This is a genomic window from Halopseudomonas pelagia CL-AP6 (assembly GCF_000410875.1).
Lineage (GTDB): Bacteria > Pseudomonadota > Gammaproteobacteria > Pseudomonadales > Pseudomonadaceae > Halopseudomonas > Halopseudomonas pelagia.
The window spans coordinates 70,343-94,997 of sequence record NZ_AROI01000010.1 but is presented as its reverse complement, the minus strand read 5'-3'; the positions used below and the strand labels follow the sequence as shown (position 1 = coordinate 94,997).

General features: G+C 57.7%; 20 protein-coding genes. 12 read left to right on the top strand and 8 right to left on the bottom strand.

Features of this window, described 5'->3' with window-relative positions; all coding sequences use genetic code 11:
* Window positions 1-19: 19 nt before the first annotated feature.
* Window positions 20-901 carry an ethanolamine ammonia-lyase subunit EutC gene (gene eutC, locus K787_RS0110245; RefSeq protein WP_022962713.1) on the bottom strand — a complete coding sequence of 294 codons (882 nt, stop codon included), beginning with the start codon at window positions 899-901 and terminating at the stop codon, window positions 20-22.
* On the bottom strand, window positions 894-2,306 hold the full coding sequence (locus tag K787_RS0110240) for an ethanolamine ammonia-lyase subunit EutB (protein ID WP_022962712.1): 1,413 nt from the start codon (window positions 2,304-2,306) through the stop codon (window positions 894-896). The genes eutC and K787_RS0110240 overlap by 8 nt, the downstream gene beginning before the upstream one ends.
* A 221-nt stretch (window positions 2,307-2,527) precedes the next feature.
* Between K787_RS0110240 and K787_RS0110235 the strand changes: the two genes are divergently transcribed.
* Window positions 2,528-3,508, top strand: coding sequence for a helix-turn-helix domain-containing protein (locus K787_RS0110235; RefSeq protein WP_028614817.1), 981 nt, complete (start codon window positions 2,528-2,530; stop codon window positions 3,506-3,508).
* Window positions 3,509-3,575: 67 nt separating this feature from the next.
* Window positions 3,576-3,746 carry a hypothetical protein gene (locus K787_RS25215; protein ID WP_022962710.1) on the top strand — a complete coding sequence of 57 codons (171 nt, stop codon included), beginning with the start codon at window positions 3,576-3,578 and terminating at the stop codon, window positions 3,744-3,746.
* Between the two features lie 78 nt (window positions 3,747-3,824).
* Here the strand turns inward: K787_RS25215 and K787_RS25055 are convergent, their stop codons facing one another.
* Together K787_RS25055 and K787_RS0110220 are read right to left on the bottom strand one after the other, a co-directional pair.
* The gene (locus K787_RS25055) at window positions 3,825-4,433 is read right to left on the bottom strand and encodes a hypothetical protein (RefSeq protein WP_152486818.1); all 609 of its coding nucleotides are present in this window, start codon (window positions 4,431-4,433) and stop codon (window positions 3,825-3,827) included.
* Window positions 4,434-4,584: 151 nt separating this feature from the next.
* On the bottom strand, window positions 4,585-6,507 hold the full coding sequence (locus tag K787_RS0110220; protein WP_022962708.1) for a methyl-accepting chemotaxis protein: 1,923 nt from the start codon (window positions 6,505-6,507) through the stop codon (window positions 4,585-4,587).
* Between the two features lie 152 nt (window positions 6,508-6,659).
* On the opposite strand from K787_RS0110220, the gene ypfJ reads away from it, so the two are divergent.
* Entirely contained in the window at window positions 6,660-7,559 is a 900-nt protein-coding gene (gene ypfJ / locus K787_RS0110215; RefSeq protein ID WP_022962707.1) for a KPN_02809 family neutral zinc metallopeptidase, read from the top strand.
* Here ypfJ and K787_RS24300 read toward each other — a convergent pair.
* The 3 genes from K787_RS24300 to K787_RS0110200 all read right to left on the bottom strand — a co-directional run bounded on the left by K787_RS24300 (window position 7,543) and on the right by K787_RS0110200 (window position 13,821).
* The gene (locus K787_RS24300) at window positions 7,543-9,804 is read right to left on the bottom strand and encodes a putative bifunctional diguanylate cyclase/phosphodiesterase (RefSeq protein ID WP_022962706.1); all 2,262 of its coding nucleotides are present in this window, start codon (window positions 9,802-9,804) and stop codon (window positions 7,543-7,545) included. The genes ypfJ and K787_RS24300 overlap by 17 nt on opposite strands.
* A 76-nt stretch (window positions 9,805-9,880) precedes the next feature.
* The gene (locus tag K787_RS0110205; protein ID WP_028614816.1) at window positions 9,881-12,193 is read right to left on the bottom strand and encodes an ATP-dependent DNA helicase; all 2,313 of its coding nucleotides are present in this window, start codon (window positions 12,191-12,193) and stop codon (window positions 9,881-9,883) included.
* Window positions 12,190-13,821 carry a VRR-NUC domain-containing protein gene (locus K787_RS0110200; RefSeq protein WP_022962704.1) on the bottom strand — a complete coding sequence of 544 codons (1,632 nt, stop codon included), beginning with the start codon at window positions 13,819-13,821 and terminating at the stop codon, window positions 12,190-12,192. The genes K787_RS0110205 and K787_RS0110200 overlap by 4 nt, the downstream gene beginning before the upstream one ends.
* 111 nt (window positions 13,822-13,932) lie before the next feature.
* On the opposite strand from K787_RS0110200, the gene K787_RS0110195 reads away from it, so the two are divergent.
* Both K787_RS0110195 and K787_RS0110190 read left to right on the top strand, forming a co-directional pair.
* On the top strand, window positions 13,933-15,018 hold the full coding sequence (locus K787_RS0110195) for an Lnb N-terminal periplasmic domain-containing protein (RefSeq protein ID WP_306361138.1): 1,086 nt from the start codon (window positions 13,933-13,935) through the stop codon (window positions 15,016-15,018).
* Window positions 15,019-15,046: 28 nt separating this feature from the next.
* Entirely contained in the window at window positions 15,047-15,424 is a 378-nt protein-coding gene (locus K787_RS0110190) for a hypothetical protein (protein WP_022962702.1), read from the top strand.
* A gap of 30 nt (window positions 15,425-15,454) precedes the next feature.
* Here K787_RS0110190 and K787_RS0110185 read toward each other — a convergent pair whose 3' ends face one another.
* The gene (locus K787_RS0110185; RefSeq protein WP_022962701.1) at window positions 15,455-16,516 is read right to left on the bottom strand and encodes an AI-2E family transporter; all 1,062 of its coding nucleotides are present in this window, start codon (window positions 16,514-16,516) and stop codon (window positions 15,455-15,457) included.
* Between the two features lie 264 nt (window positions 16,517-16,780).
* Between K787_RS0110185 and K787_RS0110180 the strand changes: the two genes are divergently transcribed.
* From K787_RS0110180 to K787_RS0110145, 7 genes are all read left to right on the top strand, one after another.
* Complete coding sequence (locus K787_RS0110180) at window positions 16,781-17,221, top strand: nucleoside deaminase (RefSeq protein WP_022962700.1); 441 nt, start codon at window positions 16,781-16,783, stop codon at window positions 17,219-17,221.
* 95 nt (window positions 17,222-17,316) lie between these two features.
* Entirely contained in the window at window positions 17,317-17,826 is a 510-nt protein-coding gene (locus tag K787_RS0110175) for a TRAP transporter small permease subunit (protein ID WP_028614814.1), read from the top strand.
* The gene (locus K787_RS0110170; RefSeq protein WP_022962698.1) at window positions 17,823-19,148 is read left to right on the top strand and encodes a TRAP transporter large permease; all 1,326 of its coding nucleotides are present in this window, start codon (window positions 17,823-17,825) and stop codon (window positions 19,146-19,148) included. The genes K787_RS0110175 and K787_RS0110170 overlap by 4 nt, the downstream gene beginning before the upstream one ends.
* Before the next feature lie 129 nt (window positions 19,149-19,277).
* Window positions 19,278-20,327, top strand: coding sequence for a TRAP transporter substrate-binding protein (locus tag K787_RS0110160; RefSeq protein WP_022962696.1), 1,050 nt, complete (start codon window positions 19,278-19,280; stop codon window positions 20,325-20,327).
* A 215-nt stretch (window positions 20,328-20,542) separates the two neighbouring features.
* Window positions 20,543-21,955, top strand: coding sequence for a glutamine synthetase family protein (locus tag K787_RS0110155; RefSeq protein WP_022962695.1), 1,413 nt, complete (start codon window positions 20,543-20,545; stop codon window positions 21,953-21,955).
* Between the two features lie 117 nt (window positions 21,956-22,072).
* A complete protein-coding gene (locus K787_RS0110150; protein WP_022962694.1) occupies window positions 22,073-23,461 on the top strand; it encodes an aldehyde dehydrogenase family protein in 1,389 nt (462 codons plus the stop codon).
* 9 nt (window positions 23,462-23,470) lie between these two features.
* A complete protein-coding gene (locus tag K787_RS0110145) occupies window positions 23,471-24,634 on the top strand; it encodes an iron-containing alcohol dehydrogenase (RefSeq protein ID WP_022962693.1) in 1,164 nt (387 codons plus the stop codon).
* The last annotated feature ends 21 nt before the right edge of the window (window positions 24,635-24,655 follow it).

Here is a 24,655-nt window from a genome sequence, read left to right as displayed (position 1 = left end):
GTCTCTTAAATGGACGGTTTTAGTTGGTCAGGAAGTTGCTGCTTTTGTGCTGCTGATGCTCGATAACCTGGGACTCGCTGCGGTCTTTCAGCTTGACGCCCGACAAGCCCAGACGCCGGGCCTCCTGCAGCAGGTAAAGGGTGCGTTGCGCGGCGTCGGTATAGCTCTGGCCGGCGGGGCGAATGTTGGATATGCAGTTGCGGGCGGCGTCGTTGAGACCCTTGCGTGGCCCCCAGGTCAGGTACAGTCCGAGGCTGTCTGGCGAGCTGAGGCCAGGCCGTTCGCCAATCAGTACCAGCACTGCATCGGCGCCCAGGCGCTCGCCGATGTCATCGGCAATCGCCACGCGGCCCTGCTCGACGATGCACACCGCACTCAGCTGCCAGTCGGTCTGGCTATCGGCGCTCAGTTCCTTGCACAGTGCCTGCAGAAAGGGCGCGGCGTTCTGTTGCACGGCATGGGCGGACAAGCCATCGACGATGACGATAGCCAGGTGACGGCTGTTGTTGCCGGTTGCCGCACGATGATTCAATTTGGCTTGCGAGGTCTGATCCAGCTGGCGGCCGAGATCCGGGCGTTGCAAATAACTCGTACGGTCGGGTGCCTGGCTGCTGAGTTGGTAAGGTGCGCAGGCCGGCAGGCCATGAATGTCGCGCAATTGTGCACATAGCTGCAGGATACCCAGCGGCATATGCACTGCGTCTTTGGCGCGGGCATGGGCCAACTGGAACGCCAGCAACTCGTTGGTTGGCAGGCTGATACCGGTACGGCCCAAACCAATGCGGGCATCGGTGAACTCGCGTAGCTGGCGCCACGGGTTGTGCACCACGCCGGTGTACTGCTCGGGGCTGGAAGCGCTGTTTGGCTCGGGTGCGACCAGGACATTGTCGAGTTCACGCATGGCCGGTCCCCCTCGGCAGGCTCGCCAGTGAGCGACTGAAGGCGGGCGGCAGCTGATCATGCAGGACATGCCCTGCGCCCTTCTTGAAGATCGCCATTTCGCGTAGCCAGCGCTCGAATTCCGGCGCGGCCGCCAGCCCCAGTACGCGACGGGCATAGAGCGCGTCGTGGAAAGAGGTGGTCTGGTAGTTGAGCATGATGTCGTCAGAACCGGGGATGCCCATGATGAATGAGCAACCGGCTACGCCCAGTAACGTCAGCAGGTTGTCCATGTCGTTCTGGTCGGCTTCAGCGTGGTTGGTGTAGCAAACATCGCAACCCATCGGCAGGCCGAGCAGCTTGCCGCAGAAATGGTCTTCCAGCCCGGCGCGGATGATTTCTTTGCCGTCGAACAGGTATTCCGGGCCGATAAAGCCGACTACGGTGTTGATCAGCAGCGGATCGAAGCGCCGGGCCACGGCATAGGCACGGGTTTCGCAGGTTTGCTGGTCTAGCCCGTGATGGGCATTGGCCGACAGCGCGCTGCCCTGGCCGGTCTCGAAATACATCACGTTATTGCCCACGGTGCCGCGTTTGAGGGCCAGCGCGGCTTCCTGGGCTTCGGCGAGGATCGCCAGGTCGAAGCCGAAGGAGCTATTAGTGGCTTCAGTACCGCCGATGGACTGGAAAACCAGATCGACCGGCGCGCCCAGCTCGATCGCCTCGAGCGTATTGGTTACGTGGGTCAGCACGCAGGACTGGGTGGGTATGGCGTACTTCTGGATTACGTCGTCCATCAGCTTGAGCAGCTTGACCGTCTGCGCCACGTTGTCGGTGGCGGGATTGATGCCGATCACCGCGTCGCCACTGCCATACAGCAAGCCGTCGAGCATGCTGGCGGCAATGCCGTTCATGTCATCGGTGGGATGGTTGGGCTGCAAGCGGGTAGATAGGTGCCCAGGCAAACCTATGGTGTTGCGAAAGGCCGTAGATACATGGCATTTCTTGGCCACCAGAATCAGGTCCTGATTACGCATTAGTTTGCTGACGGCCGCCGCCATCTCCGGGGTGATGCCCAAGCGGATACTGGCGAGCACTTCAGGTGTGGCGCGGTCGCTGAGCAGCCAGTTGCGGAAATCGCCAACGGTCAGGTGCGCGATAGGAGCGAAGGCATGCAGATTGTGACTGTCGATGATCAGCCGCGTGACTTCGTCGCTCTCATAGGGGACCAGCGCTTCGTTCAGAAAAGTCTTCAGCGGCAGATCGGCCAGGGCCATCTGCGCCACGGCGCGCTCCTCTGCAGACTCTGCGATAACCCCCGCCAGCCGATCGCCAGAGCGTGCTGGTGTGGCCTTGGCCATCAAGTCGGCGAGGTTGCGAAACTGATAGGTGCTGCTGCCCAGTACGTAGCGGTATTGCGTGCTCATAGGCTGAAGACTCCCGCCATAGGTGTTCAATTTGACTAAATAAACACTACGGGAAGCGCCTGAAGGCCCGCTATCGAGTTTTGGCAAATCGTACAGCGGCCGCAGTGCCATGGACTGTGAATTGCATGATTACGGGCATTGCAAACCCGCATTCCAACGTTTTTTTGCCCCAAGGGCAGGGCTGGCGGGTGCTGAACGCTTATGCCGTTACGGAGACAAACATGCTTTGGGCGCAACCGGATGCACCGCCACATCGCAGCTACCCACATGCTGCACTAGATAAGTGCATTGCCGAGTCGCGGGATGCAGATAAACACGCGGGCAATCTGACCAATTGGCTGCAGGAATATGATCAATTGGGCGAGGGTGAATTCTATGGCCGCGTTGAAGAGCTGACGTTCGATCGTCTGCAAGTATTCAGTGAGCACACCAGCAAGGCACTACGCCAACAATGCAATGTTTGGCCGAATGCGCTCTGGCTGGGCATTCCGGCTAATGACCAGGAATGCCGTATCAATGGCATGCCGGTCAGCGATAACACCATCATGTGCCGCCCGGGCAACCGGGATTTCGAGCTGGTGACGCCGGAGGCCTTTGATATTCTCGGTATTGTGGTGGATCGCGACTTGCTGCACCGGGCGGCCGATATTCAGGGCGTGGCGCTGCCGGAGCAGCGGCTGGAGCAGCCGCGCCTGGCCTTGCCTGAAGGCACTGTCAAGGATCTGCGCTATGTGCTGACGCGGCTGATTGATTCGGACATGCCGCTGGCGGCGAAAAAGCACTCGCAGGACCTGGTGATGATGGCGCTGCTCCAGGTGTTGCAGCGGGAAGGGCCGGCGCCAGAGCAAATCCCCAGCTATGCCCATCGCAAAGCCGTGGTGGACCGGGTGAAGGGGCATATTGCCGAACATGGCGAAGCGCCGGTGACCATGACCGAACTATGTGAGCTGGCACATGTCAGCCGGCGTACTTTGCAGTACAGTTTCGAGACCATTCTAGGCGTTAGTCCTTTGCGCTTTCTGCGGGTTACGCGCCTGAACCAGGTACGCCGGGCTTTGGGCGAGGCGGGAGCCGGACGTACGGTGACCGATATCTCGGCAGAATGGGGCTTCTGGCACGCTGGCCAATTCGCCAAGGATTACAAACAGCTGTTTGGGGAAAGCCCGTCGGATACGCTGAAGCGAGGTCAGCGAACCAATTAAATCGAACTTGCCGCGCGTTCCTGCATCCCATTATTAAGGCCAACCCATTTCCGGCCTGGGAGAGATAATGATGAGCAATGAACAGAAATTGCCTGGCGAAAAGGGCACTATCGACGAGAAATTCCCTGGCAAGGATCAGGAGAAAGACCTGGAAGGCCCGGTGGAAGGTGATGATCTGGATGTGATTGACGCCGAAAAGATTGGCGAGAACATGGATGAGGTTGAGCGCGGCAAATAATCCGCTCACCTGGTCTGAAACGAGAAAACCCGCGCTCGGCGGGTTTTCTGCTATCTGAGTCTTGGAACCCTTGCCTATTCAGCGGCGCTCTAAACTCTGCTGTCGGCTGCCGCTACCGTAATTGCGATTCTTGTTGCCTTGCCCCTGGTTATGACCCTGGCGCTGCTGCTCACGACGCGGCTGCTGAGTTATGCGCTCGCGGTTCTGGCTCCAGGTTTCGCGCTTTTCAATACGCTGAGCGCGATTCTGCTGTTGCTGGGCGCTGTAGTCCGGCCGTTGGTACTGTTCGTGGCGTTGTTGATTGGGGCGCTGCTGCTGCGGCCGGGTGTCATGGTATTTGTTGTAGGGCTTGTGTTGCTGCGCATTTTTTGGTTGTTGGTATTGATTTGGCCGTTGTTGATGCTGCCTTGGCTGCTGATATTGGTAGCCTGGGTAATAGTTATACTGGCGCACCTGATGCGGCTGGGTATATACCCGCGAAGACTGGCTGTAGGTCTGGCGGTGCGGCTGTTGCACGACAATCACCCGGGGCTGCGATTGATAGGCTTGCGTGTGATGAGGATATACGCCCTGATTGTACCCACCATGGTGCACAACCGACTGGGGGCTGGCATAGGGATTATTCGCGCAGGCACTTAACACCAGCGTTGAAAGGCCCACAAGAGCGGCCGTACGGAGTATATTCATGTGGCTGTCTCGCTTGGGTCGGACTGCTTGATTACCGGCGTTGCAGCGCGGGGATTATTCATATGACCGCAAAATGAAGCTGAAAACTGCATTGTAAATAGAACTTTACATAGATTTACTCTGCGCTTGCGCTAGGTAGGTGCTCAGGCGTTTATACCTTGTAGTAAGCTAGAAGGGTGCGCAGCTTCTCGGCCAGTTGCGTCAAGTTCTGGCTGGCATCCCGAGTTTGGACCACTAACTCGCCATTCTTGAGCGCTTCATCGCTGATACGCAGCACATTGCGGTTGATGTCCTCGGCAACGTGGCTTTGTTCTTCTGCTGCGCTGGCGATCTCGGTATTCACCTGATTGATACGCGAAACTGCTTCTATAACATCGCCAAACGCTTTGCCTACGTCCTGAGCAGCGTCAGCATTACTGACGGCTAGCTTGTGGTTTTCAGCCATCATGGTCGAAGATCGTTTTACGCCCTGTTGAACGCGTTCAATCATACTGTGAATTTGTTGCGTCGATGCCTGCGTACGCTGGGCCAGTGAGCGCACCTCATCAGCCACTACCGCAAATCCGCGGCCTTGTTCGCCGGCTCGGGCTGCTTCGATTGCCGCGTTGAGCGCCAACAGATTGGTTTGGCCAGCAATATTCACGATGACTTCCAGCACTGAACCAATGTCTTCGCTTGCAGAAGCCAGCTCTTCGATTACCGCCATCGAAGCCGAGATTTCCTGGGCTTGTATCTGGATGCTAGTGATGGTCGTGGTAAGCGTTTCTCTGCCCTCTAGAGCCTGGGTGCTGGCATGATTGGCAGCGTTTTCACCAGTTGCGGCGCTTTGCGCAACGTTTTGCGCAGTCAAGCTCATCTCATGCATCGCGGTGGCGACCATCTCGGTCTCGCGATTTTGCACGCCGATTGATTTGCTTGACTGCTCTGCAACCTGTGCCAGTTCAGTGGCTTGTTGCAGAAGCGTATTGGAGGAGGCTAGTGCCTCACGAATGGTATGTTGAATACGATCAAGCAAACGATCAAACGCGCGGGCCAATATGCCGAACTCATCCTTGTTGGTACTGTGAAAACGCACGGTCAGGTCGCCATTACCATCGGCGATGTCCTCAATCGCCTTGATGTTGGCATGCAGTGGGCGGCTGATCATCAGGTTCATTAAAAGGCTGATACAGATGGCCAGTACAACGCCCGCTAGAATGATCATGCCGGCGACCGATAGCGAATTGGACATCACCTGCTGACGCACCTCGGCGACCGAGTGCCCGGTAATGATGTCGTAACCCCATGGTGCGAAGGTGCGTTGTTGGATATGCCAAACGCTGCTGTCGCTCTGTAACGCGTCGTTGATTTGCTGCTCGTCCAGATGACTTGAACGCGCCCGAATATTGCCCTGGGAGTCGCGTAGAGCAACAAACCCAGTGTCCAGAATACGTGCGCTGGAGATTGCCTGCGAAAGCGCGCTAAGGTCGGCTGAATATCCGACGTACCAGATGCCAAGCGTCTCGCCTTGCGCATTTCTGATCGGCTCATAGCCGGTTAGGTAGGGCTGCCCCAAAATGTCGACCTGGCCATAAAATGCATTGCCAGCCAGAATGGACTTGATGGCGGCACCGTTGGGATCAAGCTGAGTGCCAATTGCTCGCTTACCGTCTCGTAATACGTTGGTGGAGATACGAATGAACTCGTTGCCCTGCCGTGAGAAGAGCGTTGCGGTTCCCCCCATAATATCGGTGAGACCATCAACCAGGTCAAAACGGTTGGCCTGTGCTAGTCCGCCTAACAATAGCTGTGGGGCTGTTGCTGTACCTACGCTGACATTGCCGCCCAGTTCTGCCTCGCCGAGCTGCTTGCCACGCTGAATAAGCAGCTGCATGCTATTTTTTACGCGTTCGCTCATGATCTCGTCAGTGAGACCAAGAAGCCGCACTACCTCTTCCTGGCTACCAGACGCTTCAGACTTGGCCTGAGTGTTAATTTCTCCACTTTGTGTGGCTGAACTGAGCATGACGGCGGCAGCGATGAATACCAGCAACAGGCACGTCAGGGTTAATACGAATTTCTTTTGTAGTGTCATGATGCATCCAGGCTCTGACAATGCGCGAGGCATTACACGTGGCAAGTAGAAGGGTGAGTGATGGGGCATGGCTTATACATATAACGTGCCATTTTGTATATCACGCTATCATCGAGCCAATACATAACGATTACAAAACACGGAGTAATAAAATGGATTGGCGTGGCCGGCGGCAAAGTCGCAATGTGGAAGATCGCCGGGGGCAACCCATGCGCAGCGCAGGCGGGGCTGGGGGCGTTTTATTGTTGCTCAGATTTCTGCCAATGCTGCTGCGCAGCAAAGTCGGGCGTGCGGTGCTGGTGCTGGGCGTTCTGGTTTTTTTTGGTGCCCGCCTGCTCGGCATCGATTTGCTGCAAATGGTTGACGGCGGTGCGCAAACCACAACTCAGCCAACCCGAGAGTTCACGCCGCAGGAGCAGGCGTTGGCAGAATTCGTCGCGGTGGTGCTGGCTGATACCGAGGATACCTGGAACGCTATTTTCACCGCCTCCGGCCAGCGCTACCAGGAGCCGCGCCTGGTGCTGTTTTCCAACCGGGTGAACTCGGCCTGTGGTACCGCGAGCTCAGCCGTCGGGCCTTTTTACTGCCCGGCAGATAATCAGGTTTATCTGGACCTGGTGTTTTTCCAGGATCTAAAGTCGCAGCTGGGTGCGCCCGGCGATTTTGCCCAGGCCTATGTGATCGCCCATGAAGTGGGGCACCACGTGCAGAACCTGATGGGCATCAGCCAGAAGGTGCGTGCCGCCAGCGCGGGCAAGAATCCGCGGCAGGTTAACGCGCTGTCGGTTCGCCAGGAGCTTCAGGCGGACTGCTTTGCCGGTGTGTGGGGTCACAATGCGAATAATCAGCAGTTACTTGAGCCTGGCGATCTGGAGGATGCGTTGAACGCAGCATCTGCTATCGGCGATGATCGGCTGCAGCGGCGGGCGGGTCAGGACGTGGTGCCGGACAGCTTTACCCATGGCACCTCGGAGCAGCGCATGACCTGGTTCACGCGGGGCTTCGAGAGTGGCGATGTGGGCCAGTGTGACAGCTTCAGTGCGCGGCTCTAGGGCTATGCGCGGCCTCACCGTTGACCTTGCGGATAAACTGGCGAAGCTTGCTAAAGCTCATGGGTTTGGCGAATAAATAGCCCTGCATGTCGTCGCAGTGATTTTCTTGCAGAAACACGCGTTGGCCTTCACGCTCAACGCCTTCTGCCACAACACGCAGACGCAAGTGATGCGCCATTGAAATTATACCTTGGCAGATGGCGGCATCCTGCTCATTGTGGTCGGTACCATTGATGAAGCTGCGGTCAATTTTGATCTTGTTGACGGGTAAGACTTTCAGATAGTTCATGCTGGAGAATCCGACGCCAAAATCATCGATAGCCAGTCTTACGCCCATTTTTTTCAACTGCTGCAAGGTGTGCAGCGCGCGGTCGGCGTGATTTAACAGCACCGTTTCAGTGATTTCCAGCTCCAGCTGAGCGGCGTGCAGACCATGCTTGTTCAGCGCAGCCTTTACGGTCGATACGAAGCTGGCGCGCAAAAGATGGGTGGAGGAGATATTTACTGCGATACAGGGCAAGAATGTACCCTCGTCAGCTAACTGACGAAGATGGCAGCAGGCGGTATCGAGCACCCATAGCGTAATCGGAATAATCTGCCCGGTGGTTTCTGCAAGGGGTATAAAAGCGGCGGGCGACACAATGCCGCGCACAGGATGGGTCCAGCGCAGCAAGGCTTCCGCACCCACGATTTCTCCGGTGGTGCTGTTGACCTGGGGCTGGTAGTGCAGCTTAAACGCCTGGGTTTCGATGGCACGCTGCAGATCATTGCGTAGGCCGGCCATCTCATGCATCTGTTGAGAAAGCCCGGCGGTATACCAGAAAGCGTTGTTGCGACCCTCTTGTTTAGCCTGATACATGGCTGAATCTGCATGCTGGATCAATTCTAGCGGCTGCTCGATGAGTCCATTACTCACGACGACACCGACACTGGCGGTCACGCGCAGGTCGATGGAGTCTATATGGTAAGGGGCAGCAATATCCTCCAGGAAGCGCTCGGCTATCGCCGAGACGGCTTGCTCATCCAAAACACCGGGGAGTATGACTATAAACTCGTCTCCGCCCATCCGCGCGACGGTGTCGCCCGGCCGCACTATTGCCAGCATGCGCTTTGCAACTTCGACCAGGACTTGATCGCCCAGGTGATGACTGAAGTTATCGTTGATGGGCTTGAAGCCATCCAGGTCAATCAGCATGACCGCCACCTGGGTGCCGCTTTGCTGAGCAGTCACACAGGCTTGTTTTAGCCGTTCTTCTAGTATCGATCTATTCGGTAGGCCAGTCAGGCTGTCATGGGTCGCCTGGAACACCAGTTCAGTTTGATAGCGCCTGACTTGGTTGTGGCTGGCGTCGGCTTTGCGCGCGGCGGCAAGCGTCGCACGGAAGTTGAAACGGGTAATGTAAATGAATACCAGCAGGCACAGGAGCAGAATGGGCAGCAGCCACAGCAGCATGGTGTTACCGGGCTGCGGCGGCTCCCAGCGCAGGATGATAGGTGTGCCAGCCATGGTTTCTACCGCTAACGCGGGAGCCCGGTGAGCGTCATCAGTACTGTCGGCTACACGTAACTGGCTGATGCCGTAGCTCTCGCCCAGCGCTGCCAGCTTCACCGGACCCAACTGATCAACCAGCACCAGCACGGCTGCCGGACCTGGCAGCTCCTTGACGTAGGGATCCCCGCCGCTGGTAAATGCGGCGGCTGAAATCAGTACGGGTAGGCCCTGGTTGCCGGTTATGGCGAACGCCACGTCCTCTTCGTCTGCGAGGGTGCGGGCTTCTGCGAGCAGGCTATCTATGTTCAGGCTGTCCAGGTCCAGGCCAAGCCAACTGGAGAGTGACAGATCTTCAGTCACCTCGCCATTGATGACAGCGTAAGTCGTGACATTGTTGCCGTTGACGACAAATACACCCTCGTGCCCGAAGCTGTCATACATGTGCCGGCCTAGATTGTTGCGCGTGTAGGCCCAGTCAAGATCAACCACGCCGCTCATACGCTCGTAGGCGTCGCCCCAGAAAGCATAGTCACCGATGACAGCTACTAACGCCCCAGTGCGTGACTCCATGGCTTTATTGACATAAAAAGTAGTCTGCTCACGGCTGCTACTATTAAATTGCAGTGCCACCAGAACCAATGCCGAGCCAGCAATCAGTAACAAACCGAACAACAAGCCGGACATACACATCAAGGACTGGCGGATATACCGCTGATGGGTAGTGAGCGGGCTTGGATCGGGTGATAAGGGCATGGGACATACCTGGCAGCTTTAGTTGCATAAATGAGGCTGAAGTCCTTATCACCGGCTTGGTAATATCATTATGGCACTATGTGTCCCCTATTAGCGTATTTGGCTGACGAACAGTCAGTTTTAATAGTCTGTGCACTTCGGGTTGCCACCATTGCGGGAGAAGTTCTCGAACCGCCTGCTGGTTATAACGGTCGTCCAGTAGGTAGACCACGCCTTGGTCCTCGGTGGTACGAATCACCCGGCCGGCAGCCTGCACGACCTTCTGCAACCCAGGATATAAGTAAGTGTAGTCGTAACCATTGCCAAACATCGCTTCCATGCGAGTACGGATTTCTTCGTTAATGGGGTTGATCTGCGGCAGGCCCAGCGTGGCGATAAAAGCGCCGATAAGACGATCCCCGGGCAGGTCGATACCTTCACCAAAAGCGCCGCCCAGCACCGCAAAGCCAATGCCCTGTGACTCAAGGTGAAAGCGCGAGAGGAAATACGAGCGCTCGACCTCGTTCATGCTGCGCGACTGAGCCCAAACCGGTATCTGCGGGGAGTCTTTGGCAAACTGCTCCATAGCCTGTTGCAGGTAGGCGTAGCTGCTAAAGAACGCCAGGTAGTTGCCGGGCCGGCGCTGGAACTGATCGGCCATCAACTGGCTAATGGGTTGCAGACTGGATTGGCGATGCAGGTAGCGAGTCGACAGGTTGCTGACGCTGAGCACCTGCAATTGCTCGGCGGCGAAGGGTGACTCCACATCGATCCATTGCGTGCCTTCGGGCAAGCCCAGCAGGTTGGCATAGTAATGCGCCGGGCTCAGGGTCGCGGAAAACAGCGTGGCACTGTGCGCGGCATTGAAGCGCTGGGCGAGAAAGGGCGCGGGCACGATATTACGCAGGCACAGAATGGAGGTGGTGCACAGGCTGCTTTCTTCATCGCGGGTAATATCGAATAGCGAGTGCGGGCCGTACGCTTCCGCCAGGCGGCAGAACAGCATGGCTTGCAGATAGAAATCCAACAGCAGCGTATGGTTGCCGGTCGGCTGGTCGGTCAGATGATCGGTGATGGCACTGACGCATTTCTGCAGGGCCACGACAAACAGATCGGCCACGGCCGGATACACCTGGTAGGGCATGACCTGATCCCGGTGCAACTGCTCCCAATGCCGGCTGACCCGTTCCAGCGCGCCCTTGACTCGACCCGGCACGATCCGGCTCAGGGCGTGCAACTCAGCCTGCCCCAATTCGGCGGTATACATGCTGCGCCCGCGTTCGATCAGGTTGTGTGCTTCATCGACCAGCAGTGTTACTCGCCAGCCGTTCAATTGGGTCAGGCCGTAGAGCAGGGCGGTCATGTCGAAGTAGTAGTTGTAATCGCAGACCACGACATCAGACCAGCGGCACAATTCCTGGCTTAAATAATAGGGGCAGATCTGATGCGCCAGCGCGACCTGCCGCACTGCCGCCTGATCCAGCCACTGCAGTTCTACTGCGGCCTGCCGTGCCGCCGGCAAGCGATCAAAAAAACCCTGGGCCAACGGGCAGGAATCGCCATGGCAGGATTTGTCTGGGTGCTCGCACGACTTGCTGCGGGCAACGTGTTCCAGCACACGCAGCGGCATGGCCTGTTCCTGGCTGCGTAGCACCTGCAGCGCATCCAGCCCCAGCTTGCGCCCTGGTGTTTTAGCGGTGAGAAAAAACAGCCGGTCGAGCTTCTGCTCCGGGAAGCTTTTCAACTGCGGGAACAAGGTGCCCAAGGTTTTGCCAATACCGGTGGTGGCCTGGGCCATCAGGCTGTAACCGTCGCGGGCAGCACGATAGACATGCTCCGCCAGTTGCCGCTGACCACGGCGGAATTCGGCATAGGGAAAGCGCAACTTGTCTAAACTCTGGTCACGGGCGCTGCGGTGCGCGGTTTCCTGCTCGGCCCAGGCGACAAAGCGGCTGCACAGCAGATCGAAGAAGGCTTTCAGGTCCGCGGCGCTGTGCTGTTCCTGGAACGTGCTTTCCTGCTGGGTGACCACATTAAAGTACACCACCGCCAGGTTGATCTCAGTGAGCTCCTGGCTGCTGCACAGCAACCAGCCGTAGACCTTGGCCTGGGCCCAATGCAGTAGCCGGTGGTTCTGCGGAATGCGAGAAATATCGCCGCGGTGGGTCTTGATCTCTTCCAGCAGATTCTGCTCGGGATCATAGCCGTCGGCTCTGCCCGCAACCTGGAGACCGGGGTATGCGCCGCTCAGGGGGAGTTCGGCAACATAGCCGACCCCGCGCCGGGCGACTACCGCGTGGTGTCCGTTGATGCCTTCCTGTGCGGTAGGTGAGGGGGTGAAGCGCAGGTCGAGGTCGCCTTGCTTGGCGGTAAACTCGCACAGCGCCCGCACCGCCACGCGATAGCTCATGCGCTGGCCCATTGCACGTAACACACATCTACGGGCATGGCGTGCTCAGCGCAGACGGCCAACCAACGGCGCTGGTTATCCTGCAGGCGATCACCAGGGCCCTTGACCTCGATCATCCGGTAGCGTTGCTGTTCTGGCCAGAACTGGATCAGATCCGGCATGCCGCTGCGGTTGGCGCGGATATCCGTTAGCAGACGATCGAACCAGATGTGCAGGTGCGCCGCCGGCAGACAATGCAGGGCCTGGTCTAACAGTGTTTGGTCTAGCAAACCCCAGAAGACGAAGGGTGACTGAATGCCGTATTTGTCCTGCCAGGTGCGCCGGATCACCTGGTGGTATTCGCCGGAGGCCAGAAGCGCGAAACACGCATTGAACTGCTCTGCACGGCGGGCGCGAAAGTGCGGCTCGTGCAGGTCTATTGGCCCGGTTTGAAAGGGGTGGAAGAAGGCGCCAGGTACCGGGGCGAAGATCGCATCCCAGCAGAGCAGCCCGAACAGGCTGTTGATCAGACCGTTTTCAACGTAGTACACCGGCGCGTCTGGAGTATGCATATGCGCGCGTACGCGATGCTCAACGCTGCCGGGTGCAGGGGGAAGCAGTAGATCAATCCTGCCCGTGGCTGGTTCACCTTTGCGCCGTAGCGCCGGCTGACCGACTTTGCGTGTTAGCCGCTGCAAAGCGCGTTCGACTAATTGCAGTTCGCTGTCACTTTCGGGCATCTGCGCGGCCGCGCTGGCCAAGGCATGGGCGCTGACGTAGTCAGCCTGCTTCTCCAATACCCGAATTTGCCGCTGCCGTGCGCCGGGATAATCGCAACGCTGGTACAGCACGGCAGCAGAGGCTAGCTGATCCTCTCGTTCGAGTTGGCGCGCCAGTTTGAATAGCAGGCGCCCATGACGGTAAGCCAGATAGGGGTTGTCGCTATGGAATTCGCCCAATTGCTTGAGAACCTCAGCAATCGGTAGCCCGGCATCAAAAGCGTCTCGGCAGGTACGCAGGTGCAGGTATTGGTCTACTTCGGCGCGCGAGCGAAAACCCCGCGACTCCGGCAGGATAGAGACCTGCTCGTAGCGAAAAATGCCCAGCTCGGCGAGCACAAACTCTGACCAGGTCTGAGCTAGGTTGCCAAAAAACAACAGCCGCAGGCGTTCGCAGAGCGGGTTTATGGTCAGGCTATAAAGCGAGTCAGTCAGTTGCGGGCACCACTGACTCAAAGAGCGGGCGGCATGCTCGTCAGCGCTCAACTTTTCCAGCAGAGCAGCCTTGTTCAATGAGCGTGGAGCTGTGGCAAATACCCGCTGAATTTCATCCCTGCGCAGCACAGCGAAGAGTTCAGGCAGACTGAGCGGGGCGTCATCGCGCACCCAGCCCGCGTGCAGCAGGGGCGCTACGACATCGCCGGGATCGCCGATCTCGGCGTACTCAAGCTTGCTGGCGCGGAAGTGGTCGCCTTTGCGCATGATCATACGCACCAGCAAGGCCTGACTGGGCCGTGCCGCCAACTGGAAGCTGCGGATAAAATCGCACTCCTGGTCGTCGAGCAGGTCGGCATAGCGCTCCCGCACCCAAAGCAGGGCACGGAGGAAATTGTCCAGATAGTAAAAGGGGGCTATCGACGTGGGTTGCATGGCGCTCAGTGTACTAGCTATCTATACAGTAGTCTGCCTGTCTATCGCGTTGCCGGCAAGGTTGCAATCGCCCTGATGTGGTGCTCGCTCACCTGGGGCAATCAGAGTAAAGTGCGCAAAGTTTCTTATAACGAGGTACCCGCATTGCGCATCCTGCTGTTTCTGCTGAGCATTGTGGTCGTATTGAGCAGCCTTTGGGCTGTGCTTGCGTTCTGGTATCAGGCCCCAGGGAAGTCAATCGGACGTTACCTACTGATCATTGGCTGGGTGCTGGCTGCGGTGCTGGTACTGGTGCTGCTGTGGCGCGGCCTGGCTCGGCCTGACTTGGCTCGGCCTGACCTGGCGTGGCAATCCATGCTTGTCTATGCGCTGATGTTTATACTGCTGCGGATCTGGTGGGCCAGCCTGGAGCCCTCTAATGAGCGTAATTGGTCCGACGATCTGGCGCGCACTACGCATGGCGTCGTTCAGGGTGAGCAGGTCACGTTGCACAATGTGCGCAACTTCACCTGGCGCAGTGAAACGGATTACGACATTGCCTGGGAAACACGTGAATATGATTTGAGCCGTCTGCGTTCCGTAGACATGACCACGTCTTATTGGGATTCGCCAGCCATTGCCCATGTGCTGCTGTCGTTTGGCTTTGATGATGGCCAGTTTGTGGTGTTTTCAGTGGAGATCCGCAAGGAGCGCCATGAAGCTTTTTCCGAACTTGGCGGCTTTTTCAAGAAATTCGAGTTGAGTGTCGTCGCGACCGATGAGCGCGACGCCATCCGCGTGCGCACCAATGTCCGCGATGAGGACGCCTATCTGTACCGCACGCGGCTGGACCAGGACGCCGCGCGTCAGTTGTTTCTGGCCTTCATCGCCGAGGCGAACGAGCTCGCAGCGGAACCACGTTTTTACCACACGGTCACGGCCAACTGCACGACGCTGGTATTCAGCATGATGCGGCGGATCATAGGTAAATTGCCGCTGGATCATCGCTTGTTGTTGTCTGGCCACTTGCCAGCCTATGTACAGAAACAGCGCGGTTTGCAGCTTGGCTACAGCCTCGAAGAGTTAAGGGCGCAGGGGCGCATTACCGATCGGGCCATCGCGGCTGATCAAGCTGCTGATTTTTCCCAGCAGATTCGCCAGGGGGTGCCAGGCTGGGAGGCGGAAACTTTACCCCTCGGGCGGGCTCCAACAGAGTGACCCCTTACCGTTGGCAGAGGCACGGCTCATGACCAGGTTGACCTATTTGCTGGTGACCGCAACGTTGCTGTTACCCGGTGTGGCGTGTGCGCAATACGCGCCACAGGTGTCGGATAACCCTATGGATATCATCGGCGACCCAGGTCTTGATCCAGGCGAGCGTATCCAGCGCGCTACTGCGTTGCTTAATTCCTTGGCCGATGTGCACGACAATAGCGGTGACCTGGAGGCGGCTGATCAGTTACGCAATGCAGCCTATACCCTGACCCGCGCACCGCACAATCGAGAAGCGTCCGAGCTGGCGGTACAGGCAGTGATGGCAGCGGAACAGGGCGCACTGGCCGAGGCGCAGGTTCTCGCGGAGAGTGCCGCAGCCCTGTCACCTGACTGGGCGCCGCCGAATTGACAGCCCGAATAGACTGTCTGAACGTATCGCCTAGTCGCGCAGGCGTTTGACTGAGTCACTCATCAAGATGCCTGCCCATCGGGTTTCCGGTGAGGCATCAAGCGCGAGCTTGGCGATCATGGTCAGCGGTACCGCCAGCAACATGCCGATCGGCCCGAAGACATAGCCCCAGATCAATAGTGATACCAGAACGACCAGCGGTGATATTCCCAAGCTACTGCCCATCAACCGCGGCTCGATAATGCTGCCGATACCCGTATTCACTGCCACGTATAACAGCAATACCAGCAAACCCTCAACGATACCCATGCCCATAAAGGCGATGATCACAGCAGGAATGGCGGCGATGATCGAGCCTATGGTCGGAATAAAATTCAGCAGGCCGGCAACGATGCCCCAGAGCAAAGCAAAGTCCACTCCCATAAACGTCAGGCCACTGCCAATAATCACGCCGGTGGCGGTGCTTGCCGCGGTCTTGATCAGCAGGTAACGATAGACCGAACGCAGAAAACGCCGAGTCCGTACCCGGGCCCGGCGACGGCGGGGGAACGCAGCATCGAGTTTGTCCGACAGGTAACGCTCTTCCAGCAGCAGAAACATGAACGCCAGCAGAACCAGCAGGGTGCTGGCGGTAAACTGGCCGAGGCCACCGGCCAGGCCACGGGCGATGCCGGTAATGGTCGCCGCCGCAGGCAAGGGCAGGGTGCTGGGCAGTAGCTCTGCAGGCAGGCCGCGGGCGGCAATCATTTCGCGCAACTCGATCAGCCAGCCATTGAATCTGGCCTGGTACAAGGGAGCCTGCGAAGCCATGCCTTCGGCCGCATCCTTGAGTGCGAGAAACAGTAGAAAGAAGGTCAGCCCCACCACCGAGAACAGCACCAGTACGGCCAAGGGCCCCGGTAACTTGCGGCGTTGCATCCAGTCTAGTGGCGGCGCGCAGATAATCGCCAGAAACGCTGCCAGCAAGAAGGGTGTGACGATATGGCTGATGGCCTTCAAGCCGCCAAGCACGATGACCAGCGCCGCAGCGCCGAGTAGCCATTGGATAGCGGAAGAAAAACCTTTGATCGGCGCAGGAGACAGAGAGTGCATGATGGTCCTGTAAAAAAAGGGGGAGTTCGCCGCAGCACGGGTGGCTGAGCGAAGGGCGTAATGATAATGGCATTTGGGCAAAGACCGTAGCGCGTTCAGCGGGAAATCGGTGATTTCGCTTGCGCGGCGACCAAGGCTTCTATTGTTGCTGCAGCCACTTCTCGGGTGCAGTGCCGATGTGGATCAATCCTGGCACTGCTGGACAGCCGGTAGTGCCAGGGTTTAGCGTGAAGTTGCTTTTACTTTTCGTTATGGAGATTACAGATGGATCCTTTTATGCGTGCAACCGTCGATGAGGCCCGTACCGGTCTGGACGAAGGCGGAATCCCGATCGGCTCGGTGCTGGTACACGATGGCAAAATCATTGGCCGCGGGCATAACCGCCGCGTTCAACAAGGCAGTGCGATCCTGCATGGCGAGATGGATGCGCTGGAAAATGCTGGGCGTTTGCCGGCATCGGTGTACGCAGAATCCGTGCTGTATACCACGCTGTCTCCTTGTGCGATGTGCAGTGGGGCGATTTTGCTTTACGGCATTCCCAAGGTGGTTATTGGTGAGAATCACACCTTTATGGGTGAGGAGCAGTTGTTGCGTGACCGCGGCGTAGAGGTCGTGGTATTGCAGGATGCTGAATGTATTGCCCTGATGCGCGAGTTTATCCAGGCGCAGCCAGCGCTCTGGAACGAGGATATTGGCGAGGAGTAACAAAACCGCACCTCCCGTTTTAGCGTTTTTTATTAGCGTTAGCTGAAAGCTCGTCTATATTTTTGTAATACCTCTTTATTGTGACGAGTCGCTTCATGCCCAGGACGATCAGGATGTTCGTGCGAGCAGTGGATGCTATGAACCGGTTTGTTGGCCGGTGCGCGATGTACCTGATTTTCGTCATGATGGCTGTGTTGCTGTATTCCTCCGTTAGCAAAACCTTCTTCAATCCCTCTATCTGGACGCTGGAAGTGGCGCAGTTTCTGATGGTCGCCTATTTCCTTCTGGGCGGCGCCTATTCCATGCAGCTCGACGGTCATGTGCGCATGGACCTGCTCTACAGTAAATGGTCGCCCCGTACCAAGGCGATGGTTGATGCGGTAACGGTGCTGTTGCTGATCTTCTACCTGTCCTGGCTGCTGTATGGCGGCATCTCTTCCACCCAATACGCGCTGCAATATAACGAAACCAGCTATTCAGCCTGGTCGCCGCGCATGGCGCCGATCAAGATCGTAATGTGCATTGGTGTGGCGATGATGCTGTTGCAGGCCCTGTCCACGCTATGTCGAGATATCGCCGAGGCGCGGGGGGCTCCGCTGGAATGAGTTACAACGTCATAGCGCTGTTGATGTTTTCCAGCATGATGCTGCTGTTGCTGACCGGCAAGCGCGTGTTTGGCGCCATTGGCTTTGTCGCGGTTGCTGCGGCCTTGCTGTTGTGGGGCGACGGCGGCTCGGAAATAGCCTTCAGTGCGGCCATGAAACTGATGAAGTGGTACCCGCTGCTGACGCTGCCGCTGTTCGTTTATATGGGCTATATGCTTTCTGAATCGGGCCTGGCCGAAGACCTGTATCGCATGTTTCATGTGTGGATGGGGCCGGTAGACGGCGGATTAGCCATTGGCACCATAGCTCTGATGGTAGCGATTTCAGCAATGAATGGTCTGAGCGTGGCGGGGATGGCGATTGGTGCCAGTATTGCGCTGCCGGAGTTACTGCGCCGCGGTTACGACAAGATCATGGTCACTGGCGTCATCCAAGCAGGCAGCTCGCTGGGTATTTTGATTCCACCCAGCGTAGTGCTGGTGCTCTACGGCATGATTGCCCGCCAGCCGGTCGGCCAGCTGTGGCTTGCTGGCGTGTTTCCCGGCTTGTTGATGGCCGGCCTCTTTGTGCTGTACATCGCCATTCGCTGCCGCTTGCAGCCACAACTCGGGCCGGCATTGCCGGAAGAAGAGCGCCGGCAGATCAGCCGGGCAGAGAAGTTCAAGCTGCTGCAGGCGGGCATCGTTCCGGTATTTATCTTTTTCTCCATGACCGGCCTGTTTCTGCTTGGCTACACCAGCCTGGTGGAAAGCTCTGCCGTCGGCGCTGCTGCAGCCACCTTAGCCGCTTTGCTTAAGAGGCGGCTGAACCGCAAGGTGATGGAAGAGACCCTGCGCAAGACGCTGGCGATCAGTTGCATGTTTATGTGGATCATCCTCGCGGCGCTGTGTTTCGGTGCGGTGTTTGACGGTCTGGGCGCGGTGCGTGCGATTGAGTCGTTCTTTCTGGAGGATCTGAAGCTGGGCCCCTGGCAGGTGCTGGTGCTGATGCAACTGTCATTCATTATCATGGGCATGTTTCTCGACGATACCGCGATGCTGGTGATAGTCGCGCCGCTGTATATCCCTCTGGTCGGGGCGCTGGGCTTCGATCTGGTCTGGTACGGCGTGCTGTATACCATCACCTGCCAGATCGCCTACATGACCCCCCCCTTTGGCTACAACCTGTTCCTGATGCGCGCCATGGCACCGCCAGAGGTGACGCTGCGGGATATTTACGTGTCGGTTACACCCTTTGTGCTGATCATGATCCTGGCGCTGGTGCTGGTCATGACTTTTCCGCAGATTGCGCTGTGGTTGCCGGAGTTGCATTACAACCGTTAGCCACCTTTGCCGAACAACAAGCCAGCTCCGTTTGAGTCGGCTTCAAGGAACACTGCATCGACCATGCTGGCCGTTGCAGGGTAATGCGGTTGTTGGACAACAAAATCGACATTAAAGGGAGTGACCAGCATGAGTTCAAGACGCAATTTTCTAAAGAACGCGGCTATCGGAGCGGTAGGCGCATCCACACTGGGCAGTGCGCATATTTATGCCCAGGAGCCGAAGAAGATCACCTGGCGGCTGCAGACCTATGCCGGCCCGGCACTGGCGGAGCACGTGATCAAGCCCTCTATCGATGCCTTTAACAAGGCGGCCAATGGTGAGATGGAGATTCAGCTGTATTACGCCGACCAATTGGTTCCCACTGGCGAGCTGTTCCGGGCGATGCAGCGCGGCACTATTGATGCGGTGCAGAGTGATGACGACTCCATCGCTGCACCGGTAGACGTGTCGGTATTCGGCGGCTATTTCCCCTTTGCCTCACGTTACAGCCTGGACGTGCCGGTGCTGTTCGAGAAATACGGCCTAAAGGAAATCTGGGAGGAGGCGTACGGTGAGGTCGAGGGTGTGACCTGGCTGGGCGCCGGCGCCTGGGACCCGTGCAATTTCGCCACGGTAAAGCCGATTAATTCCCTGGAAGACCTCAAGGGCAAGCGCATCTTTACCTTCCCGACTGCGGGCAAATTTCTGTCGCGCTTTGGCGTGGTGCCAGTGACCCTGCCTTGGGAAGATGTGGAAGTCGCCATGCAGACCGGTGAGCTTGACGGCATCGCCTGGTCCGGCATTACCGAGGACTACACCGTCGGTTGGGCCGATGTGACCAACTACTTTCTGACCAACAATATCTCCGGCGCCTGGTGTGGCTCGTACTTCGCCAACGAGGGCAAGTGGAACGAAGTGCCTGAACACCTGAAAACCTTGTTCAAGCTGTGCATGGACAGCTCCAACTACTACCGGCAGCACTGGTATTGGGGTGGCGAGGCAGATCTACGGGTTAACGGCAGCAAATTGCAGCTGACCACAATACCCGAAGCCGAATGGGCTACAGTTGAACAAGAGGCCATGAAGTTCTGGGACGAAATTGCCAAGACCAGCCCACGCTGCGCCAAGGTGGTGGAGATCTTCAAGCAGTACAACGCGCTGATGGCCAAGGCCGGCACACCTTACCGCTGCGGTTAAGTGGTTTGCTTTGGGGTGTTGGAGTGCACTGACTTGTGGGGGAGCTGCTGGTCTTTGTAGGGGCTGTTGTTTTGGTGGGAGCGCCGGCCTCGGCGCGATGGCTTTGGGTATATATAGAAAAGCCCATCGCGCCGAGGCCGGCGCTCCCACCGGAGTAAACCGCCCACAGGTCAGCATTCCTACACACACCCGCGCCCCAATAGGCGTGAATAACCATGCCGGCTAACAATAAAAATCATCCGCTGGAGACTGAAATGCTCAAGCCGCGGGAAGTGAAAACCGTCGAGGATGCCAGGCGCATCGTTGAGGAGCGTGGCATCAGTCACGTTAAGGTCGGGCTGTTCGATAACGATGGTGTCATGCGCGGCAAATATATGAGCCGCGAGAAGTTCTTCTCATCCCTAGACGATGGCTTTGCTTTCTGCGACGTAGTGCTGGGCTGGGACGTCAAGGATCAGCTCTACGATAACGCCAGCTACACGGGCTGGCATACCGGCTACCCGGATGCGCCGGTGCGTATTCTCCCCGCCAGTTGCCGGGATATTCCTTTTGAAGACGGCATGCTGCTGTTTCTTGCCGAGTTTGATAAGCAGGCCGAAGCGGTTTGCCCGCGCGGCACGCTAAGACGGGTTATCGAACGCTGTCAGGCGCTGGGCTTCGAGCCCTATGCAGCGCTGGAGTATGAGTTTTTCATGTTCAAGGAGACGCCTGAGTCGGCCCGCGCCAAGGGGTTTCGCGACCTGATCCCTTATACGCCGGATTGGTTCGGCTATTCGATGATCCGCAATTCGGTGCACGCCGAGTTGTATCACCAGATCCTCGAGATGTCTGAGGCCATGGACTTTCCGATTGAGGGGTTGCACACCGAAACCGGCCCTGGCGTGCTGGAAGCGGCAATCGCGGTGGATCATGCGGAGGCGGCCGCAGACAAGGCCGCGTTGTTCAAGACGTTTATGAAAGTGCTGGCCCAGCGGCAAGGGATGATGGCGACTTTTATGGCCAAGTGGTCTGGCAAGTATCCGGGCCAGAGTGGTCATATTCATGTTTCATTGAGAGATAAAAAAACAGATAAATCAGCGTTTTACGATGCCAATCAAAAGTATTATATGAGCAAAGTTCAGCGGCATTTCCTGGCGGGTCAGCAGCGCCTGATGCCGGAAATGCTGTGCATGGTTGCACCCACGTTGAATAGCTACCGGCGGATGATTCCAGGTTTCTGGGCACCTACGGACGCAACCTGGGGGGTGGAAAATCGTACTGCTGCTTTGCGCGTTATCCCGGGCAGCGACAAATCGCAGCGTCAGGAGTATCGGCTGGGCGCGGCTGACGGTAATCCTTATCTGGCGCTGTCAGTGGCGCTGGCGTCGGGTCTTTACGGGATCATGCATGAATGGGAGCCCAGTGAGCCGGTGGAAGGCAACGCCTACGACATGAAACACGCACCCGAACTGGCCTTGCCCAGAACCTTGTGGGATGCGGCGCAGCGGTTGCGCGCCTCGGACGCCGCGCGCGAGCTGTTTGGTGATGCTTTTGTCGAGCATTTTGCCGCCAGCCGTGAGTGGGAAGAGCGCGAATACCGCAGGCATGTGAGCGATTGGGAGCTGGATCGGTACTTTGAGATTATCTGACCCTTCGCGGCGGGGCCGCCGCTCGCACAGGGGTGCGCTGGAACAGGTCTAGTGTTTTGCTGGGGGGCCCGCCCCTGGCGCGAATAACAAATGCCTATCCGAACTCAGGAGCATGACATGAGCAAAACCCTGCAAACAATCTCGCCGATCGACGGCTCGGTTTATGTAGAGCGGCCGCTGGCGAGCGAGGAACAGATCAATGCGGCCCTGGATCTTGCGGTCAAGGCACAGAGCCGCTGGAAACAAGCGCCCTTGTCCGAGCGCGTGGAACTCGTCCGCCGGGCTATTGCCGCGTTCAGCGCCCGGGAATCGGTGCTGGCGGAGGAGCTGTGTTGGATGATGGGTCGGCCGATTCGTTATGCGGCGGGTGAGATCAAAGGCTATGTTGAGCGTGCGACCCATATGGCCGACATCGCTGAAACCGCACTGGCGGATATCGAATTGCCGGAAAAAGCCGGCTTCAAGCGGTTTATCCTCCGTGAGCCGCTGGGTGTATCGCTGGTCATCGCGCCGTGGAATTACCCCTATTTGACTGCCGTTAATGCGGTAGTACCAAGCTTACTGGCTGGCAACTCCGTATTGCTCAAGCATTCAGCACAAACGCCGTTGTGTTCCGAGCGCATGGTCGCGTCCTTTGCCGAGGCTGGGCTGCCTGAAGGCATCTTTCAATATTTGCATATGAGTCACGCTGAAACCCAGGCGCTGATCTCGCGCCCCGGTGTCGCTCACGTCGCCTTTACCGGCTCAGTGGCCGGTGGGGAAATGGTTGAAAAAGCAGCGGCGGGCCGCTTTATTGCAACCGGGCTGGAGTTAGGCGGTAAGGACCCGGCCTATGTACGAGCCGATGCCGATCTGGCTCATGCGGTGGAGACCTTGGTAGAGGGGGCTTTCTTCAATTCCGGGCAATCTTGTTGCGGCATTGAGCGCATCTATGTGCACGAGGACTTGCACGATGAATTTGTCGAGTTGGTAATCGGGTTGGTTCGCCAGTACAAACTGGGTCGTTCGGACGATCCAGAAACCACTCTTGGGCCTGTGGTACGTCCTGAGGCGGCGGCTTTTATTCGCGCTCAAATCGCCGAAGCCATTGCCCAGGGCGCTGAAGCCCATATCGATGCCGACGATTTTCCACTGAGTCGTTCCGGCAGTGCCTATCTGGCACCGCAGGTGCTGACCGGGGTCAATCATGGTATGCGGGTGATGACCGAGGAATCCTTTGGGCCGGTTGTCGGTATACAGAAGGTCAGCAGCGATGCAGAAGCCATCGCCCTCATGAACGACAGCGAATACGGCCTCACCGCCGCGATCTTTAGCCAGGACGTAGACACTGCTCTGGCGATTGGCGACCGCTTGCAGACGGGCACGGTGTTTCTCAACCGCTGCGATTATCTGGATCCGGCGCTGGCCTGGACCGGGGTGAAAAGCTCAGGCCAGGGCTGTACTTTGTCCAGCGTCGGTTATGAGTACGTCACCCGACCAAAATCCTTTCACTTCAAGATTCTGTAGGAGCTCGCCATGCAGGCGTATCGCATGAACTGGAACTATCCAACATCGGTGCGTGTTGGCGCGGGGCGGATTGCCGAATTGGCAGATGCGTGCAAGCGGCTGGGCATGCAGGCGCCACTGTTGGTCACTGACCCTGGGTTGGCGGCGCTACCTATGATCGACAGTGCCTTGCAACAATGCCGTGACGCCGGGCTGAATGCCGAGGTATTTTCTTCGATCAAGGGTAACCCGACCGGGCAGAACGTCATGGATGGCGTGGTGGTGTACCGCGTGGGTCATCACGATGGCGTGATTGCCTTTGGTGGTGGTTCGGCACTGGATGCGGCCAAGGCCATAGCCCTGATGGCCGGGCAGGACAGGCCAATTTGGGATTTTGAGGACATTGGCGACAACTATTTACGAGTTAATGTCGCGGGCATGGCGCCGGTGGTGGCGGTGCCCACAACTGCCGGTACCGGTTCCGAAGTCGGTCGTGCGTCAGTCATTACCGATGACGAAGCACATATCAAGCGCATCATTTTCCATGCCCATATGTTGCCTGCCTTGGTGATTCTTGACCCCGAGCTTACGGTCGGGTTGCCGCCCGGGATTACCGCTGCCACCGGCATGGATGCACTCTCGCATAATCTTGAGGCCTACTGCTCGCCACTGTTTCATCCGATGGCCGAAGGCATCGCGCTGGAGGGCATGCGCCTGATCAAGGACTATTTGCCCAGGGCTACCGCTCAGGGAGCCGATATTGAGGCGCGGCTGAAAATGCTCGTGGCCTCGAGCATGGGGGCAACCGCTTTTCAGCGCGGGCTAGGCGGCATGCACGCACTCGCGCATCCATTGGGCGCACTCTATGACGCCCATCACGGTACTTTGAATGCGATTCTGATGCCCTATGTGTTGCAGGCCAATCGCAGCAGCATAGAGCCGCAGATGCAGCGCCTGGGGCGTTATCTGGATCTGCCTCAGCAAGATTTTACCGGGGTGCTGGATTGGGTATTGGAGCTGCGCAGTGAGGTCGGGATTGCGCACAGTCTGGCCGAGATCGGTATTGATGATCGGCAGATTGAGCGGGTCGGTCAGATGGCAGTGGAGGATGCCGCATCCGGTACTAATCCGATTCAGTTTGATGCCGGCCAGTACAGTGCTATTTTTACCCAAGCGTTGCACGGGCAACTGTGATCTTGGGTAGGGCTGAAAAGG